The organism is Enterococcus sp. DIV0724b (genome assembly GCF_050531475.1).
In the GTDB taxonomy this organism is placed as follows: Bacteria; Bacillota; Bacilli; order Lactobacillales; family Enterococcaceae; genus Enterococcus_L; species Enterococcus_L haemoperoxidus.
In genome coordinates, this window is record NZ_CP172890.1 from 1239237 (window position 1) to 1262641 (window position 23405).

Consider the following 23405-nt stretch of genomic DNA (forward strand, 5'->3'; position numbering starts at 1 on the left):
ATTTGGCTAGTGATATCTCTTTGAAAAATAAAAATTTGTTAAGAAATGAAGATTAATTGTCAAAAAAAACTTATTTCTGTTATAGTATAGGAGTATTGAGCGTTAAATATGAAAGTAATGATAGAGTTATATCGTAGAAATCTATTCCGAAGGCGCAGCCTTGGAGCTGCATAGATTTGAAAGTAGGAAGGGTTCAGATTGTTTAGATGAGAATAAGGTTATCCTTACTAATAGATAGTTTTTACATGGTTTTATAGCTAAAAAAATATTTAATCAACTTAATTAAAGAGCCACTCAACATTTCTGTTGAGTGGCTCTTGTCCATTTCAGCGTTTAATAACGTAGCACAGCTAATAATGTTTTTTCATCAGGTGCAGCTTTTTGATCTAAAACAAAAACTTTCCCACCAGTTCTAAGCACATTATCTGTTACTTTATTTAAAACTTTACGTCGATCAAATTCTTCTGTCGACATGTCAGTTGTTTCATTAACAAAATTAGCTGTAGAAATAAAGAAATGAGAGACTTTTCCTTCATTAGATGCAGGAACGATATCAACAAGTTGATCGACAAATTTTTTGTCTAGCAATTGATTATAAGCCGTTGTTTCGATTGTTTCTAATTCTTGGTTGATTTTATGGGCTCCTTTTTCAATATCCTTAAAAGAAACTTGTGCAGGAGAAAGTGGAACAGAAGCATCCGCTACTAAATAGGGATTTTTCGCAATTTTTTTAAATAATGTTTGGTTTTCTGGTAAAGCGTACAAGCGAATTGGTAAGTTGTCAGAGTTTACAAATGTGTCTTTTAAGTAATTATCGATTGCTTGATAGTAGTTAGTCCAGTCGATTTTTACTTCTTCATCTTTGGTATTGACACCGTGATAGGCAACACCTTCTTTTGAAGAGCCATTGTAGCCAGTTCCACCTTGGATAGAATAGTTCATACTACCGCCAGTTAGCTCATCACCTAGAGCGCCAACAAGATCAGTTGGGGCGTCGGCAGGTAGCTCGACTGCTTTTACTCGATCATTTTCTACTAAATAAAGATGCATAGAGTCACGATTCAATGCCATTAAATAATAGCGATAATTAAATTGATTATTTTTGATGATGCCTAGGAGATAAGGTCGATCGTCAACATAATATTGATTGTCAACGGAGACATTTAAACGATGGATAAAGATGTCTTTCTCACTAATAATGATCGATACACTTTTGGTTGCATTACGCCAAAAGGATGAATCAGCTAGTAAAGCATCGATTTTTTCTTGGAAGGGTGCCCAAGTTAAATCGGTATATTTTTTCTCGAAGCGGACTTTAGCAGCTTTAGCAAAATTTTTAAATGCTAAAGAATCTTTTTCGACATCTTGGTGAGCGACATGGGTATTTAGAATAAATGTTACAAAGGGACCTTGAACTTCGTCAGAGAATAGAACAGTCAAATTGTCTTTTTCTTGATCTAACATAATACATTCCTCCTAAATTTTAAAGCGGAACAAATCAGTTAATCCTTTAGAAAATTAGTATAGAACCGTTTTTTGTTTTATTAACAGTGTACATATTTCCTGAGGAGTGATTTGTGCAGCTAGATATAATTAAAAGCTGAATGAGTCTGACCCATAAAGCTAAATAATACATCGGTAACATTTCTTTTGTACTAATAAAAGTGTAGCACAGGCATAAAAATGTTGGAACTAATATGGTTTGGAAGAATGTAAACGAAAGAAAAACGTAAAAAGTTATTCTATGAGTAATTCCTCATAGTTTTTTTATGAAATACAAAATAGGGATTCATTTTTATTTTAAATAGAGATGCTAATATGTCTTCATGCCAATTATCCCGAATTGGTTTTTCATACTTACTCCTACCAAGAGTAAATAACAACCTTCATTTCCACCACAGACGACGGTCGTGGTGGTTTTTTATTTAAAAACACAGATAATTACGCTAAAAAAGCATGAAACACACATCAATTATTTTCGATGATGAGTTTCATGCTCTTTTATTGTTATCACAATGCTTCAATAAACCGATTCGTTCTAAATAACCGTGATTCTAAATTTGTACCCAACTCAACGGCCGCATGTTGGCCCTTACCACTAAATTTATACCGAATAGCATCCGCATTTGTTTTAGCAGCAATATAAGAAACACCAAAATTAGCCTGCATCGTATGAATCAAACGAACATAAAGAGCACTTTCCGATATGCCAAAATGATTTGATAGTTGCGATAAATTCCATCCCTCTTTTAAAAAACGAAAGAAAACAACATCAGGCACAAGAATCGCAGAAGCCCCAATATTTGCTTGAAATTCCTGAAGTACTTCATTATATGAATAGTGTAGACTGCGGTCTGTATCAGTAAAAATTGTGTCACTTTCAGTCATATGAAATAAATAATGAGTGATTTCATGACTGATTGTAAAGTTCTTTCTTTTTTCACTCATATTTTGATTATAGCCAATCGTTGTCTCTAAAGAGTCTTTAACGATCATACCTGAAATACGATCTCTTGCGACACCATCAAATGGAAAACTGCGCATTGAAACTCCCTTAGATTTTACGAAATCCCAAAGATAAGAACAGTCGTAATTTTCATAACCGATATTATTTGCGACCATCAACGCCGAGATATAATCGTTTATTCTGTCTGAAAAACTAAGATATTCATCAATTTGCTCTGTCATCCAATAATCACGCCTTGTCGTCTTGTTTTAATTCTCGTTCACGTTCAATTTCAGCTCTCCTGAAGCGAAGAAAACGATCCACTTCATCTTTCAGTTCATCTACTTCATTTTCAGATAAGCCTTCTGTGTTCATTCGAAACATGATTTGAGAAGAAAGATTTTCTTCTTGATCTGTTTCATTAATAGAAGGTATTTCTGATCTTCCTAATAAATAGTCAGTAGAAACATCAAAATAATCAGCTACTTTTTGGATATTTTCTATCTTAGGAGAAGATGTATCCCAGCGACGAATTTGTCCATTTGAAATACCTGTGCTTCGTTCTATTTCGGCAAAAGTAACTTTGTTCTTCTCTGCAAGTTCTTTAATTCTGTACGTTAAACTCATGTTTTTCAACCTTTCATAAGCTTAATGAAAAAAACATTAGCTTTTAAGCTATTTTTAGTTGACAATTAGCTTTTAAGCTATTAAAATGTTCTTATAAGCTAATTTATCAGTAAATAGTTAGGCAAAGCCATTCTAGCAGTCAATTTCTAAAATAGGAAAGCAGCGGAATTAGAATGAAGCTTATTTAACTATACTCAAATGATAGCGTAAATGCTAATTTTAGTCAACAATTTTATTCCATATTAGTGAATTAACTAATATAGGAACAATTAAAAGAAAGGAGTCAAAAATGATGAGTAATACGTAAGTGCGCAAAAAAAATAAAGTCCTAAAACGAGGCTGTAACAGAAGTATTTATTTTCGAAGGGAATGCTTTTGATCCTACCGTTTATAAAGATTTTATCAGAGTCAAGTTATTTATATAGAAAAATATGCGGATTATACTAATAAGTAGAGGAGAGGGTAAAAGATGCTATTATTTCCCGAAATCGATCGAAAGAAAACAAAGAAAAAAGTTCATGATGTATTAAACTCATACCGTTCTTTAGTACGAATTGCTGGAGAAAAACATTCACCAAAGGTAACGACTGCTTATATATTTGAAATGAAAAATAACGATAGCGAATTTTCTCGTAAAACAGAGAAGATAGTAGATCGGAAATATTTGGCTGAAGTTGAATTAGCAAAAATCACAGAAGCTATGAATCAGCTGGATACATATGATAGACAGCTATTATACGATAAGTACATGGATCGGAATTTTACAACAAACATCGCAATTTATATGAAATATCACGTGAGTGAGAGTAAATTTTATAGAGAACTGGAAAAAGCGATGATTCGATTTGCAGAGTCTTATGAGAGTGGGAAACTATTGATAGAAAAGTGACACAATTATGGGAGGAATTCGCAAGTTTAAACAACCATAATTCTAGTAAACTACAGTTATGCCGTTAGTTAAAAAGTGTTCAACATAAGAGAAGAAAAGACATTTAGTTTGAACTGACGGACAAAGTTGAAAAGTAAATAATGAAAAAATAAAAAAGGTGGTAGTTATGAAAATGTTTGAGTATTTAGATCGTTTTTTAGTAGATGCAGATCATAAAGCAATTTACGTTTTAACATTGATTTGCGTTGCGATGATCATTGATTTTTTAAGTGGCAGCTTAGCCGCAAAAATCAATCCTAACATTAATTTTTTAAGTAAAGTAGGTATTAATGGGATATTGCGAAAAGTAGCAAGTATGGTGCTGCTAATGTTTTTTATTCCCTTAGCACCATTGATTCCAGGTGGAGCAGGGGTAGGACTGATTTATGTGTTGTATGTCGGCTATCTACTAATGGAATTGAAATCAATTCTTGAAAATTATAAAAAGATGGGGATTGGAACTGAATTATTTGAAAATTTTATCAAGAATATCAAAAATGGAAAAGAAGATGAATAATGCTAGCTATTCATGTTGCCTAATTAAAAAAATGAAACTGAGCGCAGGTTTTTCTGCCGCAGTTTCATTTTTTTAGTGTATTTATTTTCCTCTAGATTGGAATGAACGAAATAGAGTTAAACCTAAAGCTGTTAAACATAAAATAAACGAGCCTAAGAAAGTTATTCTCATCCCAAAAATAAAAATATCAGGTCGTTCAGTTATAAATGTCGTCACACGCTGACCGTAAACAGCACTCATTGCGTTATATAAAATCGTTGTAGCTAATGCAATTCCCAGAACCATCCCTACATTACGAGCAAAGGAGTTCATACTTCCAGCTACACCTAAATCTTCTTTAGCGACACTACTCATAACAGTTGTATTATTGGGGGATTGAAAAAGCGCATTACCCAATCCCATGATACCAGTCGCTAAAATATAATACCAAAGAGGAGTGCCTTGATTCAAAAACATATACATCAAAGACGTGACCGAAAGCAAAATCAATCCAGATAAGGTTAAAAGTTTTGTACCGATTTTATCTGTTAAAAATCCACTTATTGGAGAACCTACTACCATCAATAAAGGAAAGACCATCATTAAAAGTCCAGCTTTACTTGCTGGTAAACCACGGGCATTCTGCAAATAAAACGGAATCACAACATTCACAAAAAAGTTAGATGAAAAAATTAAGACTGCTGTGATCAAGCTCATCGTAAAGACCTTGTTTTTAAAAATCGAAAAAGTAATCAATGGTTGACTCACACGTTTTTCTACTCTAATAAAAATAATGAAAGAAAGCAATGCTAATGCAAACAATACTAACGATAAGACAGCATCAAACCCGACTTCTTGCCCAATAAAGATACCGCCAAAGAATGTCATAATGAATAAGGCGAATAAACCAAAGCCGAGCAAATCCACTTTTTTACCACTTTTAATAATATCTTTTGGTAAGAATTTCTCACCAATCAAAATCGTGATGATTCCAACTGGAACGTTGATCCAAAAAATATAAGGCCATGAGAATTGAGAAAGAATCAATCCGCCAATTCCTGGTCCCGCAATTGAGCCTAAAGAAACAAAAGCTCCGATGGACCCCAATGCTCGACCTCGCTCTTTAAACGGAAACACTTCAGTGATGATTCCAGAGTTTGTTGCCATTGTCATGCTTGAGCCAATACCTTGTACGACCCGTGCAAATAAAAGAAATGCTAAAGACTGATTAAAACCACATAACAATGAACCTATTGTAAAGATCACAGTACCGATTCGATAAACTTTGATTTTACCAAAACTATCCCCTATTTTACCAAAAAGCAATAAACAAGCGCAGACAATCATTAAATAAATCGAAACGATCCATTCTGATTGGTTCATCGGGACATTCATATCTTTAGAAATTGTGGGCAACGCTATATTAACGATGCTGGCATCTAATGTGGACATGAAAGTAAACATAGCTACCGAAACCAAAATCCACCAGCGATTTTTTTGTACTTCTGTATTTTCTTGAAAACTATTAACAGATTCCATCTATCCATCTCCTTAAAATATGTAAACAATTCGTTTTCTATGATACTCCATTTTTAAAAAAAATGTCAGTAAAATAATAATAAAATTAGTGGGAAAGAATTTATTTTTGGTTGCAAGGATCAATTGTTTAGTCAATTTCCAGAACTTTGTGGAAGCTTTCATAATGGGAAATGATATTCTGTTCGTTTATTTTTAACTTCTGTTACAATAAAAAATGAATAACTGTACTAAAATATGATTTTTTTTGTTATACTTTTTAAGTAAGGTCAATCTTTATAGAAGTTATATCTGTTCTAATAGCGGATGATAGTGAATTGAGACAGATCGAGTACTAAAAATTGGTCTGATTTTTATAAGTAACTAGGAATAATTAATGCTGACTGAAAATAGAATAATATTATAGATTTCTAATTCCAGCTTCGCGGGATAGCTCTTTGTAAGAAAAATAAAAAATAAATAAGGCAAAAACACCTCAATCATTTTTACCTATTTTTCTGTCAGAGCTTAATGAACCCAATACGCTTTTTAAATAAGGAGGATATTATGGCTACGAAACATGATCAAATATTAAAATATATTGAAGGATTGCCGATTGGTGATCGTATTTCTGTTAGAAGTATCGCCAAAAATCTGGGTGTCAGTGAAGGGACAGCTTATCGGGCGATTAAAGACGCTGAAAATATTGGTCTAGTTTCAACGATTCAGCGGGTCGGAACGATTCGGATCGAACGAAAATTAAAAAAACATATTGAAAAACTAACATTTGGCGAAGTAGTTCGGATCATCGAAGGCGATGTTTTAGGAGGGGCAGCTGGGTTAGATAAGGTCTTAAACAAATTTGTGATTGGTGCGATGACTGAAAACGCAATGACAAGATATATCACACCAGGTTCGCTGATGATTGTAGGGAATCGGCAAGGTGTTCAGAAATTGGCCTTAGAAAATGGAGCAGCTGTTTTGATCACTGGTGGATTTGATACGGAAGTCGAAATCGCTGAGTTAGCAGATGAATTAGATATGCCTGTATTAAGAACAACGTATGATACGTTTACAGTTGCAACGATGATCAATCGAGCATTGAGCGATCAATTGATTAAAAAAGATATTATGTTGGTCAGTGATATTTACACGACTTTAGAAAAAACAAATTATCTATTTTCAACAAATACAATTGCGGACTACCAAAAACTTTCTGAGAAAACCCATCATTCACGTTTTCCTGTAGTAAATAAAAGCTTGCGTCTAGTGGGGATCGTCACAGCGAAAGATGTCTTAGGTAAAACGGAAACGTTAACGATGGACAAAGTCATGACAAAAGATCCGATTGTTGTGAAAAAAATGATGAGTGTGGCCAGTGTTAGTCACCAAATGATTTGGGATGGTTTGGAAGTAATGCCAGTTGTTGAAGATGATTTGTCTTTAGTTGGTTTTGTTTCTAGACAAGATGTGATGAAAGCGATGCAGTTGGTTCAACGGCAACCGCAAATTGCTGATACGATTTCAGACCAAATTTCTGGTGAAGTAATGCCTGTTGAAGGGAGTAGTAAGGCGAATGAACCTCAATTCAAGTTTTCGGTTGCACCACAAATGGTCAACAGTGTAGGAACAATCTCTTTTGGTGTATTAAGCGAGATTATTGCAAATGTAACACAACGTACAATGATTACAAATCAAAGAAGAAATGTGCTGATCGAACAAATGAGTTTGCACTATCTGCGTTTGATTCAATTGGAAAGCGAACTAGATATCCGACCAAGAATCTTAGAAATCGGGCGACGTTCTGCTAAATTGGATATTGAAGTTTATTTAGAGAATGCGCTTGTGGCAAAAGCAATCGTTGTTTGTCAAGTAATGGAGCGGACCTAGGAGGAAGAAAAACATGGATGTTGCAAAAGATATTTTAACAAAAATTAAAGCATATCAAACAATCATTATTCATCGTCATCAGCGACCAGATCCAGATGCAATCGGTTCACAAGTTGGGTTAGCAGAAATTTTGAGAGCGAGTTTTCCAGAAAAGAAAATTTTTCAGGCAGGCGGTTCTGTCGAAGGCTTGGAATTTTTAGCAGAGATGGATGAAGTGTCTGATGAGACGTATCAAAATGCTTTAGTGATTGTCACTGACACAGCTAATTCTCCTAGAATAAGCGGGGATGATTACAATTTAGGAGCTGAGTTGATCAAAATCGATCATCATCCTAATGATGATCCATATGGCGACATAGTCTGGGTCAATCCAAAAGCGAGCAGTTGTAGTGAAATTATTGCTGATTTCTATCATCTTAATCAAGATGAACTGATCATGAGTAACAATGCCGCTCGTTTACTTTATGCTGGAATCATTGGTGATACAGGTCGATTTTTATATCCATCAACAACGTCTCATACGCTAGAAGTAGCAGCGGAGTTAATGACGTATGATTTTAACGCTGCAGAACTAAATCGTGAATTAGAACAAATTCCCATGAGTGTTGCTAAATTAGCTGGCTATGTTTATCAAAATATTGAAGTAGATGCTCATGGGGCGGCTAAGATTATGTTACCTCAATCGTTACTTAATGAATACGGGATCGTTGATTCAGAGACGGCTGCAATCGTTTCTTTACCTGGTGTGATCGATGAAGTTTTAGCATGGGGAATTTTTGTGGAACAGCCGGAAGGGTATTATCGCGTACGGTTGCGCTCAAAAGGACCAGTGATCAACGAGCTGGCAAAAAAACATCATGGTGGTGGTCATCCGTTAGCTAGTGGAGCTAATGCTAAGAATCAAAAAGAAATCAATGAAATTTATAGTGAGATTCAGCAGTTATGCAAAGAATATAAAAAATAACAACTGAAAGCATTTACATTCGCAAGGACATCCGTTATACTAAAACTAGTTAAATAGCGGATAGTGATTGTTTAAGACAAGCTAAACCTGATTGTACCAAATAATTTTATTTGGTGTAATTAGGTTTTTTCCTTTTTTAAAAACAAAAATATCTAGCGACTGTTTAACAAAAAATAAGGAATAGCACGGAGGAGAAAATGTTATGAAATTAAAAAAAATGTTTGTTGGTATGGCGTTATTATCAATGGTTTTAGTTGGGTGTGGGAATGGAGATGCCAAAGAAGAAAAAAAAGCTGACACGAAAGCAAAAGATAATTCAGAAGTCGTGATTTATCTGGCTCGTCATGGTAAAACGATGTTGAACACTGTCGATCGTTCTCAAGGTTGGATCGATGCACCATTAACTCCAGCAGGCGTTGAAGTAGCGGAACAATTAGGTAAAGGACTATCTGATGTTACATTTGATAAAGTAGTGACAAGTGACAGTGGACGAGCAATCGAAACTGCTGAATTAGTCTTAAAAAATAATGGGCAAGAAAAATTAACAAAAGAAATGACGAAAGATAAACGTTTAAGAGAATATAATTTTGGTACGTATGAAGGCTTGATGAATGAAGAAATGCTGACAGCAGTAGCAAAAGAACAAGGCAAAACGTATGAAGAATACAATGAATGGATGAAAGAAGTCGGTTTTTATAAAGGAATCATCGAGTTTGCTGATGTATTATCTGAGCTAGATAAGAAAAATGTTGAAGAAGGCGTAAATTGGCCTGCAGAAGACAGCAAAACAATTGTTGCCCGTTTAACAGCTGGATTAGATGATATTGTGAAAGATGCTGAAAAAGAAGGTGCAAACAATGTATTAGTCGTATCTCATGGAATGAGTATTATTACTTTGTTAGGTGAATTAGATGCAAATGCGGACTTGCCAGATGGTGGATTGAAAAATGCCAGTGTATCAAAAGTAACATATAAAGACGGTAAGTATACGATCGATAGTGTAAATGATCTTTCTTATGTAGAAAAAGGGAAAGAAAGTAAATAAACCGATTTTATTTACTATTTGTAAAGATAATAGTTCTTTTATTTCATTTAGAAGTGCGATAGAATGAAGTATAACACTTTAAAAGAGAACGATACAATGAAGGAGAGTTTAAGTTAAATGGAAAATTTACCAAGTTGCCCTGAATGTGGCTCAACATACACTTACGAGGATCGTGGCATGATAATTTGTCCTGAATGTGCACATGAATGGTCACCAACAGATGCAGCAGAAGACACAGCGGCTGTTATCAAAGATTCAAATGGCAATGAGTTAGCTGATGGTGATAATGTGACAGTTATCAAAGATCTAAAAGTCAAAGGGGCAAGTGGTGCAATCAAACAAGGAACGAAAGTTAAAGGCATTCGTTTAGTGGTTGATGCCGCAGATGGTCATAATATTGATTGTAAAGTTGAGGGCTTTGGTCCGATGAAATTGAAATCTGAGTTTGTGAAGAAGAATTAAAGGATAAAAGAGTTGTTTTATGTTATTGATTTTTACCGAGTAGTTAGATGTAAAATCTAATACTCGGTTTTTTTGCATATTAATAAAAAAAATTGTTATATCTTTTCAGAGTAATACAGTATGTTAAGTATTATTTTATATTTAGTTAGTTATTAAATACAATTGGTATGTACTTTTGAATTAGATTTTAGTAAAATAAAGCTAAAATGTAAATAATTTATTTCTTTATAAGAAGTAAATGACTTTATTTAAAAGGTTGGGGAAAAAATGTTTTCAATCATACTTGATGGGAAAGATATTACAAACAAGATTACCGATTGGTGTTATATGCTTGAAAAAGACACAGTCACAGTTACATATAAATCAGAGAAAAAATATACAGCGTCGTTATCTAGATGTCAAATTACTCCGATTATCTACAAAAAAGATGTGGTTTTAATATTGGATAACAGGACGAAGGATGAGATATTAGTTGAAAATGTTATTGAATTTGGAAATAAATATTTACTGTTTACATATAAAAGTTCTGGCAAAAAAGGTTGTTACCTAATTGAGAATATTGAATTGATTGAAGGTGAAAATTTAAAAATTAATGATACCTTCAATTATTTTAATAAAGTAATCCAATACAGAGTTGATTTTCCAGAAGGAAAGAATGATCAGGAAAAAGAAAAGGCTAAAAAAATCAGTGAATTTATTCAATTTCAAATGAAAAATATCACTTGCACAAAAGAAACAGTTTTGTATTCATATTTAAAAAAATCGCTAGCCAAACGAGAAGATGCAAAATCATTAATCTTTCCATTTGGAATAAATCCAAGTCAGTTAGATGCGGTAGAGAATGTATTTAAATCGCAGATTAGTATTATAGAAGGACCGCCAGGAACAGGAAAAACGCAAACTATACTAAATATTATAGCGAATATATTACTTCAAAATAAGACGGTTGCTGTGATATCTAATAATAATTCAGCAGTTACAAATGTCTATGAAAAAATGGAAAAAGTGAACATGGATTATTTGATAGCTAAACTAGGAAGTAAAGAAAAAGTTGAGGCATTTTTTGAAAAATTACCAGCTATTCCTAAGATCAAGAGTAGTAGGTCGGTTGAGCTAGAAAAAATTCAAGAAGTACTAGAAAAATTAAAAGAATCCTTACAGGCTAAAAATGAGCTAGCAACGAAAAAGACATTACTTTCAGAGTTGAAGATTGAACAAGAATATTTTATCAAATGGATGAGAAAGTACCGGGAAGTTTTTGGCGAACATCTGAATGAAATTCCTAACTTAAAAATAAACTTTAAGAAAAAACTAGACTTTCTATCTTTTCTAAAGAATATAGAGCAAGAAAAATTTTCGTTTTTTGATCGTTTAACATTATTATTTAAGTTTCAGATGTTAAAAACTAAACCAATAAAAAATAATTATACAAGAGAAGAAATTATAACGATTATTCAAGAGCAATATTATAGAGAAGAAATTGAAAGAGTAGAAAAAGAAATTAGATACTTGGAACTTCAGTTAAATAGAAAAAACTATGATTCACTTTTAAAAGAGCTATCAGAAGATTCTTTAATACATTATCAGCAAGAAATAACTAAAATAATAAAAACAACTAATGATTGTAGTGAAAAAAACTATAAGAGAAAATTTGACGAATTTAGCCAAAGGTTTCCGATTATCGGAAGTACGGCTCATTCAATAGCTCATGCAATTGGTGGTAATTTAGTTGATTATTTAATTATTGATGAGGCTTCTCAATTAGATGTGATTCCTGGGATTCTGGGATTGGCTTGTGCTAAAAATGTTGTAGTTGTTGGAGATAGAAAACAATTACCCCACATTCCAGCTAAAACAGATTTAGAACCAGCAGAAGAATTGTATGATTGTGAAAAATATAATTTATTAGATTCATTTGTTCAACTATTTAAGAATCAAGTACCAATTACCCTATTACAGGAACATTATCGTTGTCATCCCAAAATTATTCATTTCTGTAATATTCAATTCTATGACAGTAAATTGATTACAATGACAGACGCAGAAGATGAGCGTTCGTTACGATTGATTACAACAGCAAAAGGCAATCATTTTAGAGACTATTTTAATTTAAGAGAAATAGAATCAGTTATTGCTGAAGGTGTTGGTAATAGTGAATCAATTGGATTTATTGCACCCTACAACGCTCAATGCAAGGAGGCAAAAAAGAAACTTCCTGATTCTTGTCAAGCTGCAACTATTCATAGTTTTCAAGGGAGAGAATGTGATGAGATTATCTTTTCAACTGTACTAGATAAAAAAGCTAGATGCCAGTCAAAATCTCATATTGATTTTGTTGATGACCCTCATCTTGTAAATGTAGCAGTTTCACGTGCGAAGGATAAATTTAGTTTAGTTACTGGACAAGGTGTTTTTCAGAAAAACAATGGTAGTATTGCAGCATTGGAGCGCTATATTCGTTATTACGGTGATGAACGTGATTTAGTTGAAAGTAATGTTATTTCTTCCTTCGATATATTATACGCAGAATATGATGAACTTCTTGAAAAAAGAAGAAAAAAATTGAATAAAAAGGATTCACCGCATCTGACAGAGCAAATCATTGCAAGTATTATTGATGAAATTTTAGCAGAAAACGAATTTGCGCAACTGGCAGTTCATAAACAAGTGCGATTGAAAGAAGTTGTTTCGCCAAGTTTAGAATATACAAAAGAAGAAAGAGACTTTATTCAGAAAAACTCTAGTTGTGATTTTGTTTTTTCTTATAAAGTTGGCAAAGATTCGATTGCTGTTATTGAAGTGGATGGTTATGCGTATCATTCTAAACCGAAAGATAAGGATAGAGATCGGAAAAAGAACAGTATTTTGGAAAAAGCTGGAGTTGATTTGTTGAGATTGTCGACGATTGAAAGTAATGAAGAGGAGAGGATTAGGGGATTTTTGAGTAAGTATGTTGAAAGTGGTCACACAAAAGAATCTTAAGATGCTTGGAGGGATAGATTTGTCAGATTTTTATTATTTTTTTGATGCTAGTGCTTCATGGCACGGGTATTCATATCAAGGGAAATTAGCTATTTTTTTAGTGTTAAAAAAACTGGAAAAATTACTTTTAAAAAATCGTTATCTAACAGCTGAAGAATTTATCATTGCAGCTAATACACTATTTGTTGAATTGGAGTATACGGAAGATATAGCCTTTCTCAATAAAGAAAAAAAATATATAGAAATTTATCAAGTAAAAGCAGGTAAAACAACTAAGGTAGATAAAAAAGATAGTTTTAATATGTTTGTAGCAGCTTATCAAAATAAGGATAAATATAATGGGAAAAAATATGAGTTGCCTAAAGTACAGTTAGTTTCTAGTGAGAAGCTTCAAAAAAATGAAAATATATCTGAATTAGCAAAAAAACATTTTGAATATTTAATCAACTATCCAAACTATCCAGACGAAAAATATCCTAAAATTTATGGAGACTTAATTTCAAGTGGTCAAGAGTCGAAAGCTACATTTAAATCATTGTTAAAAAGGGTTTTAAAAGAAGATGGTTACACTAAAGATTCTGAATTAGACCCTACAACTATTAAAAATAAACTGATAGTACCTTTAAAAGAAATTTATGATTCTTTGGATTCATTAAATGTTTCGGTCTACGAGGATTTTGATTTTTCATCAGATAAACTAATTATCGATGAGTCAATAAAGGTAATACAGAGTATTAAAGATAAGTTACCCAAAGAAGCAAAAGAAAAAGAATTTGAGCATTTTCTTGAAAAAAAAGAAGAGTATATTTTTTGGTCTTTAGTCAATTATCTTGATGAAGATATGTTCAATCCCAATGTGATAAAACCGTACCAAAAAACACTTGGGAGTTTCTTGCAAGAAACTTTTAAATCACTTGATGAAAAGATGATTTCAAAAGACATGATAATATATCAAACCAAGGATATGTTGTATAGAGCATTTAACAAGAAACTTCCAGCCTATTTTGAGAATGAAAAATTTGAAGAGTGTTCCGATCAAAATGAATCCTGTCTGAGCTGTGATAAAAATGATACCTGTAAATTTCTTATTGATTTTAAAATTTTAACTTCTATGGAATATACAGATTTATTTGAAGTATTAACACGTTTGGCGATTACCTATGTTGAGAATCATAATGAATTAAACAATTTTCCATCAGATATAGATATAAGAGATGGATTATATTATGTTATGAAAAAATACCCTAATTTTGTAAATAAAGAGAATTTCTATTTACTAACAAAAAGTGATGGAAAAGAAGTGCTATTAGATATTAATAATGCACGTAATATGAATACTTTAACTGAAGCTATTTCAGAATTTTCCGATAAAGATCCTAAATTTATTGTCCAATTATTTGAGAGTGATTTTTTATTTCATATTTCTAGTGATTTATCTGGAAATGAAATCGGGAATAAGAAAGAATACTTCACTCAAGTTGGAGAAGAAGATATAAAAAATATCAAATTTCTAGAAAAGGAAATTGAAAAAGACCTAGAAAATAGAATCAATGCAACAAAAATAATAGAAATTATAAGTGAAGAAGGATTGGAGAAGATAGGGCATGATAGTTGATATAGTAAAAAATATTTTTTTTCACAGTAATTATACGGTACTTGAAGAAAATCAAGAAAGAATAGAAATTTATAATACGCAACCCGATAAAGATGATTACTTTTTAATTGTTTCTTGTACGGAAGATGATAATCTAGTTACATTAAACGCTCAAATAGAAAGTGAATTTGTTGAAAGAAACATATTTAAAAATTTAAAAGATAAAAGTGCCGTAATGAAAAATTCATCCGTTATCTATTTAGTTGAAGTTAGTGATTATCCAGCATTTTTAAGAACAAAAGAAAATGATATTTATGATATCGAAGAATCCCCGTATTATTTAAAAAAATATGTCTTTCCATACACCAAAAATCAAGTTCAATTATTTAGTGATAACATTGATGAGGTGAGTGAAGCGTCAGTTGTTTTAAGAATGAAGGAGATTATTGAAGATAAAAAAGCTTATTTATCAGCATTTAAACAAGCAAATGAAGAGGATTTATATTCCTTTGTGTTGAAATTATATGCTAAAATTCCTGTCACTAGTTATAATTTTAAACCGAACCAAAAACTAGATGAAATTATTGAAGAGATAGAAACTAAAATTAGTGAAAAAGGAACAGACTTAGAAAAAGAGTTATTTAAACTTTTTGTTGAGAGAGACTGGTCTGTAGATAATATATTAAATATACAGAATGATATTCTAATTTCAGACGATGAAATAAACTATGAAGCTGAAAATATGCTTGAAAGAGTTAAGGAGGGAGTTTTAGATGAATAATAACATTATTATAGAAAGTGTTGGTTTATTCAATTTTAAATGTTTTCCACCGGATAAATTGTATATTCAAGATTTTGATAAACATTTAAATATCCTTTCTGGTCCTAATGGGTTTGGAAAAACTACTGTGTTTGATGCTATTGAATTAGTTTTTTCTCAGGAAATTACTAGGCTAGAGGTTCCAGAAAATGGTAATAAAACATTTGAAACACATCTTCTATTGAATGATTCTAATAAGCCAGGCTTAGTTATTATTCAAACAATAGATAATAATAAGCAAGTAAGTAGTTATATTGCAATAATTCAAGCTGTGATAAATCGAAAATCTAATGGTACTATTGAAGATTCTATTAGTTACTATAAGATTGATGATCAAGAAGTGAGAAATTTTCTGATGAAACCTTCCGAAATTGAACAATCTATTTCGGAAATTGAGAGAGAGATTGAAAGTATAAAGAAACCATTTATAAATCATTTTAATATTTGTTATTATGTATCACAAGAAAATTCGACGCATCTACTGAAAGAAAGGATAAATACAAGAGAAGAAATTTTGTCCCCATTGATCGGGCAAGAGGAGTTTGAAAAGAAGTTTAGTAAAATTAATGAATTTAGTCTGGCTAATGAAAAAGAAATTTTGAAAGAAAAGATTGATGACACGATAGAAGATATAAAAAAGTATTTTATTGTGAATAAAGTCAATGAAGTTGATTTTGAAAAACTTTTTTCTCAAGAGGAGTTTGAATGGGATCAAAAAAAAATAGAACAATTTTTATCATCATCAACAGCTATTAACAAATTAGAACAAAACCTTAAGTTATTAAGAAAAGTCATTTATTTTAAGGTTGATTTAATAAAAAAAAGAGAGAACGACAGGATACTTGCATTAATAAATAACAAGCTAGCAATTCAGAGCTATACTAAACTACCTTCTGAAAAATTATTAAATAGCTCTGAAATTGACTCTTTTGTTAGTAGCGGATTAGAAAATATTTCTATAATGGAAAAATTTTCAGAGTTCAAAATGATTATTGAAAATAAAGATATTATCAAAAGAGTTAATGAGTTTACTGAATTAAAAGAACAAATTCAAGAAATGAATGATTTTTTACATTCAAAAGAAAAATATTTTAATTCAAGTGATAACTTGTTTTCTCTAATAAAGTCTAATGAAAATTTGATATCAGAAATAGAAAAAATAGATAGATTATATAAAAATCTTTCAAAAGAAGAAAAAATCAAAGATGATTTGATAGAACATCGAAAGGCACTGAAAGAGCAAATTTCTTCATTTACTAATATAATTAATAAAACTTCTGTACATTGTCCTCTTTGTAATAAGGAGTACGAAGATTTAGAGATGTTACAAAATCAAATTAGTCAGTTAGATAAAATTATTGATTCTCTTAGTTCCTCAATTGAAAAGGAAATAGAAGAAAAAAGAATCACTATTTCTGATTTGATAGTTAAAATAGATAATTTACTAACGGAATTAAATATCCCAGATAAGAATGTTTTGAAGCAAAAAGGACTATATATAAAGATAAAACAAGATCAAATTCTAAATAATCAAATTTTGAATTTAGCTAATTACATTAGAGAAGAAGATATAAAATTTACAGAACTAAATTCAGAGCAAATAACTCGGCAATTAGAAGTTAGAATTACAGACTACTCTTCTGAATTTATATCGGAACCAGCTTTTGAAAGTATAGAAGACTCATTTTTTAGATTCTTTAATTGTAATGATTTGGAAGGAGTATTAGAAAAATCAGAAAATCTATCTACATCACAAATATCTAAAAAAATAGAGTATATAAACTACCAATATGGACAATTTAAAGATGAAAAGTATAATGAACTAGTTAAGAAGTTGAAGGTGCTGTTAAAAACTAAAAAGCAACAAGAAAAAATTATTGAGTCTATTTTATCTATCAGGAAGGTAATTAAAGAGAAGGAAACGCGTTTGAAAAAATCAATCATTTCAAATATAAAGATTCCGCTTTTAGTATATACGGCAAAATTATTACAAAATTATCAAGGCGGACTGGGTGTGTATTGTGATGAGAATGCTTTAAGATTTGTTTCTAGTAAAGGACAACAAGATATTATAAATAGGTTTAGTTCAGGCCAACTATCAGCATTTGTTTTAACATTTCTTCTTGTCATGAATAAAATATATGTCGATAGTTCAGTAGCACCCAAATTTATATTTATAGATGATCCAGTTCAAACAATGGACGACATTAACCTATCTTCTTTTATAGATGTACTTAGAAAAGAATTTTCTGATAAACAAATCTTTTTGTCGACACATGAAGAAGATAAGAAAAATTATATTGCATATAAATTTATAAAAAATGGACTAACGGTAAAAATGTTTAATGTAAAAAAAGAATGGTATCAAATAGCAAATAATGAGTAATTCACTATCTGTTCTTGATATTGTAGGATAATAACAAATAGAAATAATCTAACTACAAATGTATTCATTTCTATTCATAATAAACTCCTAAAGAGGATATGCACTAACATACCCTCTTCGACAGAGCCGTTTAAGACGATAACTAGATTAGATTATCTTTTTAAGAATAACCGTTGCCTGACTAAAGCTGACGGTTATTTTTTGCCTTTAAGCAACTCCCCATCAGTTTGATCAAAGCGATGGTGAACATACCGAAGCTTAAAATCAGCTGAATTGTTTCCAATGCGGACAAAAGGCATTCTCCTTTTGCTGAGAAACACAGTGAATGGTTTTATGAACTGATGTTGAACAGTACAAGGCGACTTTTAGGAGCGTTGCCTCTTCCGTAATTTCAGTACTTACATTCATAAGCACCATCACCTTTCAGAAGTAGCCACCGTCATAACTTCTCTGTTCTTTTATTCTATCATAATAAATAGTAAGAACATATGTTTATTTTATTCTTTTTGTCAGTATTTTTTTATATTGAAACCGACTGTTTCTCAGTAAGGACACAAATCTGCTTATCTAAAATTTGCAGCATGCTTTCCACTTCTTTAAAATAGCTGTGATAAATTTTTCTGCAAGCATAATATTCGCGAATGATTTTCTTTTTGTTCACAGGTATATTTTGGTCACTGAAAAAATCATTCAATAATAACAACGGTTTTTCCCAGGATTGCATTCTTTCTAAGACCTCTTTTAAAACTAAAATATCTTGATAAGGAATTGCTTTAACACATTTTACTGGTTTTTTCATAAAAAATCTTCCTTTCTTTCGTTTAAAATAATGTGTGAAACGATACAAAAAAACGATACAAGCAGTGCACAACTACCAATATCGTTTCCAATGCGAGAGAAGTTTAGCTAAACGACCGAAAAATAACAATCATGTCTAGAAATTCAGACAAAAGTTCGGTACAATAAAGAAGCTAGAACTTCGGAACTAGCAATGGGCAACTTGTATAGATAGTTTGGGCTGTCTATGCAGGGCTTTATCAATCGGTTGGCGCCAATTGATAAAGTGCCTATTTTTTTCTGTTTTATGCTTGTACAACGTGTAAACTATTCACCTCCCATGTAAAAGTAGCAGAATAGAAAAAAACGATATCAGTTTCCACCAATACCGTTGACAATAGTCCAACAAATAAACCTGTTTTTTGCATCAAAAAAAAGTCAGATACAACAAAACAAGAGAGTTTGTTTCTCGCAATATTGGCAAGTTGTTCCGGCAGTTTGGGCTGTCATTACAATGTTCTTTTTCATTGGATTGGCGGTCCATTGAAAAAGTGCCAATGATTATTTAATTATCGTTTAAACTAGGAAAAGTTACCTTCGTTTCATTTCTATTCTACAACTTAAGTATACCGAATTGAATACGTCGGCTCAACGGGAACAGAAGAAATTTTTTAAACTTTATTTTCATGAAAAAACCTAAATAGTGCGTAATTAATAGGAGAAAGTGAGAGCGTGTCATTTCTCGTTTTTTTACCCATTTTTAGCAAATGTTAGAACCTATTGATTTTCATACCTCGACCAACCCCACCAATTCGGAACTAGCTCTTCAAGGGTAATCGTTTCTCGTTTCTGATAATCAACCATGATTTCTGTATCTTTATTTTTAGGTGAAAACTGTAGCAATAGTTCTCTACAAGCGCCACAGGGCATTCCGCCCAGACCTTCAGGTGCTTCACTGCGAAAGGTGATGATACGTTTTATAACGGTTTGACCACTATTCATATACATATTTAAAGCAGCTGATCGTTCAGCACATAAATCCATCACGCCACTGCAACTTTCAATACAAAAACCAGTGTAAATTTCGCCGTTTTCACTTTCTAAAGCACTAACTACATGGTGCGCATAAATAAATGGCGTGACTTCTGTGGGATAATAGTTTTTTTTCGCTTTTTCATACAAGGTTTCCCAGATATCCATAAAATTACCTCCGTTACCTAGTGATAGTCTTAATTATAGCAAGTGGCTACTGTAAAAGGCAATGAAGGGTTATAATAAAAAATGAGTGCAAGTCAAAAGTAAAAACTACTTTTGACTTGCACTCAAAAATCGAATAAACGCTTTTATCCAATGTTCTCCATTTGTTCTTTAATTGGATTCATCCCGAAAAGACTTCACTCTCTTTACACCTCTCCAAAGATTAAGAATTGCCAACACTGTACCTAAAATAAGTGGAATCCACAGTATTTCTGGTGAATAGCCCAATTTTTCTAGTTGTTCAGTAGCATGACTCTCTTCCAAAGTCCATAAACCTTGTAATACTTGGAAACTAAAGGTCATCATAAATGTAGCAATCAATAAAAGGACGAAACCAATATAATGAAGACTGCTTTTTCTTCGAATAAGCGCAAATACGATATATAAAAAGAGTAGAAAAATGGGAACACCAAAAGCAAAGTATGGATTTAACATAATAAAACCTCCGTATTTAAAAGTTGCTGTCTAATCATTAAGAAATCTGTTGTTGAAGCTCTACAATTCAATCATACTGCAATTTTTCTGATTTGCAAAATATATTTTTTGCTAAAGGAGTGACTATCTTAAATGACAAAGTGCCTATTTTTTACTAAACTAAAGTAGAAGGGGGATTGTTTTATGTCAGTATACGCTGCACCAATCAAAACAGCCTTGATTGTATTTCCATTTTTAGCTTTTGCCATTTCATTTATTCTTGTTATTCGTGAATATCGGAAATACGGTACTTTTTTATTTAGACGGGCGCTTATTTTATATTCATTTGTTTTCTATTTACTCTGTGCTTATTTTTTGGTTATTTTACCATTACCTCCACGCGCTGAGGTAGCGCAATATACCAGTCAATATTTAGAATTGCGGCCCTTTTATTTTATCAGTCGTTTTTTACAGGATACAGTATTGAATATTCATGATCCAAGTACCTTTGTTCCAGCTCTTAGACAGGGAGTTGTTCTGGAACCCGTATTCAATATTCTATTGCTAGTGCCATTTGGGGTGTATTTACGCTATTATTATAAGCTTTCATTTAAAAAAGTTGTTCTAGCTAGTTTTTTATTGTCATTATTTTTTGAGCTGACACAGTTGAGCGGCTTGTATTTTATTTATCCTAGGCCTTATCGTTTAGCAGATGTAAATGATTTGATCAATAATACGTTTGGTGGAATTGTCGGTTATGCGATTACACCGATGTTGACCTTTTTATTTCCAACAAGAGACGAGTTGGATGAAGCTGCTTATGAAAAAGGACAGTCGGTTAGTTTGTTTAGGCGGTTCGTTGCTTTTTTGATCGATTGGTTTGTGATTTCGATCGTTCAAACAATTGTGATGTTTCTTCTAAATTTAATTCCAGAGTATAAACAATGGTTTGCAGGATATCCAGTGCTGGAAGAACGTCTATGGTTCTTTATTATGGTATTCTTAGTGTTTATGTTGCTGCCAAAAATGACGAATGGTGAAACAATTGGCAAGAAAATTGTGCGTATTCAAGTTGTGGAAAAAGGGCATGAAAAAATTCGATTTAGAGCGTTGTTCATTCGCTATGGTTATTTGTATTTTGTTTATGGTTTGATTAGTTTGTATATGACTAGCTCTGCTGATTTGATAAATTCTAATAATCGTATGTTGCAACTTGTGAGTTTTATGCTATTTCTATTGTGTTCATTTTTATTATTACTGTTTTTCATCAATGTTTTCTATGTGTTGATTAGGAAAAAACGTCGATTATTTTACGAAAAAGCAAGCCATACCTATACGATCAGTACGATAAAAAGAGAGAAAAATACAGAAAATCAATAAGGATTTGCAGTTTTTGTGGTATAATGCATGAGGACTTACACAACAAGTTTGAAAGAGGTGAGGTAAATGAGTTCATTTAAACAATTTCAGTTCAACGATTTTATCATGGAAGCACTAGCAGATAAAGGGTTTGAACAACCAACAGAAGTACAAGAAAAATTGATCCCAGTGATTAAAAAAGGCAAAAGTGTCATCGGTCAATCCCAAACAGGAAGCGGCAAGACCCATACATTTTTATTACCATTGATGAATAAAGTTAACCCTCAATTAGATGAGGTACAAATCTTGATTACGGCACCTAGTCGTGAATTAGCGAATCAAATTTATCAAGAAGCGATTCAGATCGCAAAATTCAGTCAACCTGAAATTCGTGTAACGAATTTCGTTGGTGGTACGGACAAACAACGTCAAATCGCAAAATTAAAACATCAACAACCTCATGTGGTTATTGGAACACCAGGTCGAATTTTAGATTTGATGAATGAACAAGCATTAAAAGCACATACCGCTTTTGCATTTGTAGTCGATGAAGCGGATATGACATTGGACATGGGATTCTTAGAAGAGGTAGATCAGATTGCTGGACGGTTGCCTGATAAACTACAAATGTTAGTTTTCTCAGCAACGATTCCAGAAAAATTAAAACCTTTCCTGAAGAAATATATGGAAAATCCAATTATTGAGCATATCCAACCAAAAAATATTATTTCAGAAACGATTGATAATTGGTTGATTTCTACTAAGGGAAAAGATAAAAATCGTCTGATTTACCAATTGTTGACAATTGGTCATCCTTATCTAGTGATTGTTTTTGCCAATACAAAACAACGTGTGGATGAAATTACTGATTATTTAAAAGACCAAGGATTGAAAGTCGCCAAAATCCATGGGGATATTTCTCCTAGAGAACGCAAACGTGTGATGCGCCAAGTGCAAGATCTTGAATTTCAATATGTGGTTGCAACGGACTTAGCTGCACGAGGAATCGACATTGAAGGTGTTTCTCATGTTATCAATGCAGAAGTGCCAAGTGATTTGGATTTCTTCATTCATCGTGTGGGAAGAACTGGAAGAAATGGTCTAGATGGAACAGCGATCACGTTGTATTCGCCAGCTGATGAAGAAGCAATTTCTGAAGTTGAACAGCTAGGTATTAAGTTTCAACCAAAAGAAATCAAAAACGGTGAGTTGATCGATACTTACGATCGTAATCGTCGGACTAAACGTGAAAAAACAAAAGATGCGTTGGAAGATCCGACATTGATTGGTTTGGTGAAAAAGAAAAAGAAAAAAATCAAGCCAGGTTATAAGAAAAAAATCGAGTGGGCAATTTCAGCTAGTAACAAGCAAAAACGTAAAGTTGAACGTCGTCAACAAACTCGAACAGCTAAGAAGTCTAAAAAGAATAGTTATAAATAAAAT

20 protein-coding genes are annotated in these 23405 nt (G+C 32.2%); 12 read left to right on the forward strand and 8 right to left on the reverse strand.

Annotated elements, in window-relative coordinates; genetic code table 11:
- Window positions 1–333 precede the first annotated feature (333 nt).
- The 3 genes from IGJ02_RS05775 to IGJ02_RS05785 all read right to left on the reverse strand — a co-directional run bounded on the left by IGJ02_RS05775 (window position 334) and on the right by IGJ02_RS05785 (window position 3073).
- A complete protein-coding gene (locus IGJ02_RS05775; protein WP_430603582.1) occupies window positions 334–1464 on the reverse strand; it encodes a hypothetical protein in 1131 nt (376 codons plus the stop codon).
- A 546-nt stretch (window positions 1465–2010) separates the two neighbouring features.
- Entirely contained in the window at window positions 2011–2688 is a 678-nt protein-coding gene (locus IGJ02_RS05780; RefSeq protein ID WP_430603584.1) for an ImmA/IrrE family metallo-endopeptidase, read from the reverse strand.
- 7 nt (window positions 2689–2695) lie between these two features.
- Window positions 2696–3073 carry a helix-turn-helix domain-containing protein gene (locus IGJ02_RS05785; RefSeq protein WP_430603585.1) on the reverse strand — a complete coding sequence of 126 codons (378 nt, stop codon included), beginning with the start codon at window positions 3071–3073 and terminating at the stop codon, window positions 2696–2698.
- A 469-nt stretch (window positions 3074–3542) separates the two neighbouring features.
- Here IGJ02_RS05785 and IGJ02_RS05790 point away from each other — a divergent pair, with 469 nt between their 5' ends.
- The gene (locus IGJ02_RS05790) at window positions 3543–3962 is read left to right on the forward strand and encodes an ArpU family phage packaging/lysis transcriptional regulator (protein WP_010760882.1); all 420 of its coding nucleotides are present in this window, start codon (window positions 3543–3545) and stop codon (window positions 3960–3962) included.
- 172 nt (window positions 3963–4134) lie between these two features.
- Window positions 4135–4518, forward strand: a complete 384-nt coding sequence (locus IGJ02_RS05795) for a phage holin family protein (protein WP_430604069.1) — start codon at window positions 4135–4137, stop codon at window positions 4516–4518.
- 81 nt (window positions 4519–4599) lie between these two features.
- On the opposite strand, the gene IGJ02_RS05800 is transcribed toward IGJ02_RS05795, so the two are convergent.
- Complete coding sequence (locus IGJ02_RS05800) at window positions 4600–6036, reverse strand: MFS transporter (RefSeq protein ID WP_430603587.1); 1437 nt, start codon at window positions 6034–6036, stop codon at window positions 4600–4602.
- A gap of 543 nt (window positions 6037–6579) precedes the next feature.
- Here IGJ02_RS05800 and IGJ02_RS05805 point away from each other — a divergent pair.
- The 8 genes from IGJ02_RS05805 (at window position 6580) to IGJ02_RS05840 (ending at window position 18155) form a co-directional block, all read left to right on the forward strand.
- Complete coding sequence (locus IGJ02_RS05805) at window positions 6580–7902, forward strand: DRTGG domain-containing protein (protein WP_010760885.1); 1323 nt, start codon at window positions 6580–6582, stop codon at window positions 7900–7902.
- A 13-nt stretch (window positions 7903–7915) separates the two neighbouring features.
- Window positions 7916–8866 (forward strand): DHH family phosphoesterase, encoded by a 951-nt coding sequence (locus IGJ02_RS05810; RefSeq protein ID WP_430603589.1) that lies wholly within the window; start codon window positions 7916–7918, stop codon window positions 8864–8866.
- A 202-nt stretch (window positions 8867–9068) separates the two neighbouring features.
- On the forward strand, window positions 9069–9911 hold the full coding sequence (locus IGJ02_RS05815) for a histidine phosphatase family protein (RefSeq protein ID WP_430603590.1): 843 nt from the start codon (window positions 9069–9071) through the stop codon (window positions 9909–9911).
- Between the two features lie 117 nt (window positions 9912–10028).
- Window positions 10029–10373: a zinc ribbon domain-containing protein YjdM gene (locus IGJ02_RS05820; RefSeq protein ID WP_430603592.1), complete on the forward strand. Its 345-nt coding sequence runs from the start codon at window positions 10029–10031 to the stop codon at window positions 10371–10373.
- A 267-nt stretch (window positions 10374–10640) separates the two neighbouring features.
- A complete protein-coding gene (locus tag IGJ02_RS05825) occupies window positions 10641–13355 on the forward strand; it encodes an AAA domain-containing protein (protein ID WP_430603593.1) in 2715 nt (904 codons plus the stop codon).
- 19 nt (window positions 13356–13374) lie between these two features.
- On the forward strand, window positions 13375–14970 hold the full coding sequence (locus IGJ02_RS05830) for a hypothetical protein (RefSeq protein WP_430603594.1): 1596 nt from the start codon (window positions 13375–13377) through the stop codon (window positions 14968–14970).
- Entirely contained in the window at window positions 14960–15730 is a 771-nt protein-coding gene (locus IGJ02_RS05835; protein ID WP_430603595.1) for an ABC-three component system middle component 1, read from the forward strand. Before IGJ02_RS05830 ends, IGJ02_RS05835 begins: the two co-directional genes overlap by 11 nt.
- Window positions 15723–18155: an AAA family ATPase gene (locus tag IGJ02_RS05840; RefSeq protein WP_430603597.1), complete on the forward strand. Its 2433-nt coding sequence runs from the start codon at window positions 15723–15725 to the stop codon at window positions 18153–18155. Before IGJ02_RS05835 ends, IGJ02_RS05840 begins: the two co-directional genes overlap by 8 nt.
- A gap of 181 nt (window positions 18156–18336) precedes the next feature.
- Here IGJ02_RS05840 and IGJ02_RS05845 read toward each other — a convergent pair whose 3' ends face one another.
- The 4 genes from IGJ02_RS05845 to IGJ02_RS05860 all read right to left on the reverse strand — a co-directional run bounded on the left by IGJ02_RS05845 (window position 18337) and on the right by IGJ02_RS05860 (window position 20624).
- Complete coding sequence (locus IGJ02_RS05845; RefSeq protein WP_430604070.1) at window positions 18337–18477, reverse strand: putative holin-like toxin; 141 nt, start codon at window positions 18475–18477, stop codon at window positions 18337–18339.
- 198 nt (window positions 18478–18675) lie between these two features.
- Entirely contained in the window at window positions 18676–18954 is a 279-nt protein-coding gene (locus IGJ02_RS05850) for a hypothetical protein (RefSeq protein ID WP_430603599.1), read from the reverse strand.
- Between the two features lie 755 nt (window positions 18955–19709).
- On the reverse strand, window positions 19710–20132 hold the full coding sequence (locus tag IGJ02_RS05855; RefSeq protein ID WP_430603600.1) for a cytidine deaminase family protein: 423 nt from the start codon (window positions 20130–20132) through the stop codon (window positions 19710–19712).
- A 168-nt stretch (window positions 20133–20300) separates the two neighbouring features.
- Complete coding sequence (locus tag IGJ02_RS05860; protein WP_430603603.1) at window positions 20301–20624, reverse strand: hypothetical protein; 324 nt, start codon at window positions 20622–20624, stop codon at window positions 20301–20303.
- A 183-nt stretch (window positions 20625–20807) separates the two neighbouring features.
- On the opposite strand from IGJ02_RS05860, the gene IGJ02_RS05865 reads away from it, so the two are divergent.
- Window positions 20808–21983 carry a VanZ family protein gene (locus IGJ02_RS05865; RefSeq protein WP_010760891.1) on the forward strand — a complete coding sequence of 392 codons (1176 nt, stop codon included), beginning with the start codon at window positions 20808–20810 and terminating at the stop codon, window positions 21981–21983.
- Window positions 21984–22049: 66 nt separating this feature from the next.
- Window positions 22050–23402, forward strand: a complete 1353-nt coding sequence (locus tag IGJ02_RS05870; RefSeq protein ID WP_010760892.1) for a DEAD/DEAH box helicase — start codon at window positions 22050–22052, stop codon at window positions 23400–23402.
- Window positions 23403–23405 lie beyond the last annotated feature (3 nt).

Bases quoted from the DNA above. Each gene is read 5' to 3' on its own strand.
- IGJ02_RS05775 (WP_430603582.1), bottom strand. From the start codon at position 1,464: ATGTTAGATCAAGAAAAAGACAATTTGACTGTTCTATTCTCTGACGAA.
- IGJ02_RS05780 (WP_430603584.1), bottom strand. From the start codon at position 2,688: ATGACAGAGCAAATTGATGAATATCTTAGTTTTTCAGACAGAATAAAC.
- IGJ02_RS05785 (WP_430603585.1), bottom strand. From the start codon at position 3,073: ATGAGTTTAACGTACAGAATTAAAGAACTTGCAGAGAAGAACAAAGTT.
- IGJ02_RS05790 (WP_010760882.1), top strand. From the start codon at position 3,543: ATGCTATTATTTCCCGAAATCGATCGAAAGAAAACAAAGAAAAAAGTT.
- IGJ02_RS05795 (WP_430604069.1), top strand. From the start codon at position 4,135: ATGTTTGAGTATTTAGATCGTTTTTTAGTAGATGCAGATCATAAAGCA.
- IGJ02_RS05800 (WP_430603587.1), bottom strand. From the start codon at position 6,036: ATGGAATCTGTTAATAGTTTTCAAGAAAATACAGAAGTACAAAAAAAT.
- IGJ02_RS05805 (WP_010760885.1), top strand. From the start codon at position 6,580: ATGGCTACGAAACATGATCAAATATTAAAATATATTGAAGGATTGCCG.
- IGJ02_RS05810 (WP_430603589.1), top strand. From the start codon at position 7,916: ATGGATGTTGCAAAAGATATTTTAACAAAAATTAAAGCATATCAAACA.
- IGJ02_RS05815 (WP_430603590.1), top strand. From the start codon at position 9,069: ATGAAATTAAAAAAAATGTTTGTTGGTATGGCGTTATTATCAATGGTT.
- IGJ02_RS05820 (WP_430603592.1), top strand. From the start codon at position 10,029: ATGGAAAATTTACCAAGTTGCCCTGAATGTGGCTCAACATACACTTAC.
- IGJ02_RS05825 (WP_430603593.1), top strand. From the start codon at position 10,641: ATGTTTTCAATCATACTTGATGGGAAAGATATTACAAACAAGATTACC.
- IGJ02_RS05835 (WP_430603595.1), top strand. From the start codon at position 14,960: ATGATAGTTGATATAGTAAAAAATATTTTTTTTCACAGTAATTATACG.
- IGJ02_RS05840 (WP_430603597.1), top strand. From the start codon at position 15,723: ATGAATAATAACATTATTATAGAAAGTGTTGGTTTATTCAATTTTAAA.
- IGJ02_RS05850 (WP_430603599.1), bottom strand. From the start codon at position 18,954: ATGAAAAAACCAGTAAAATGTGTTAAAGCAATTCCTTATCAAGATATT.
- IGJ02_RS05855 (WP_430603600.1), bottom strand. From the start codon at position 20,132: ATGGATATCTGGGAAACCTTGTATGAAAAAGCGAAAAAAAACTATTAT.
- IGJ02_RS05860 (WP_430603603.1), bottom strand. From the start codon at position 20,624: ATGTTAAATCCATACTTTGCTTTTGGTGTTCCCATTTTTCTACTCTTT.
- IGJ02_RS05865 (WP_010760891.1), top strand. From the start codon at position 20,808: ATGTCAGTATACGCTGCACCAATCAAAACAGCCTTGATTGTATTTCCA.
- IGJ02_RS05870 (WP_010760892.1), top strand. From the start codon at position 22,050: ATGAGTTCATTTAAACAATTTCAGTTCAACGATTTTATCATGGAAGCA.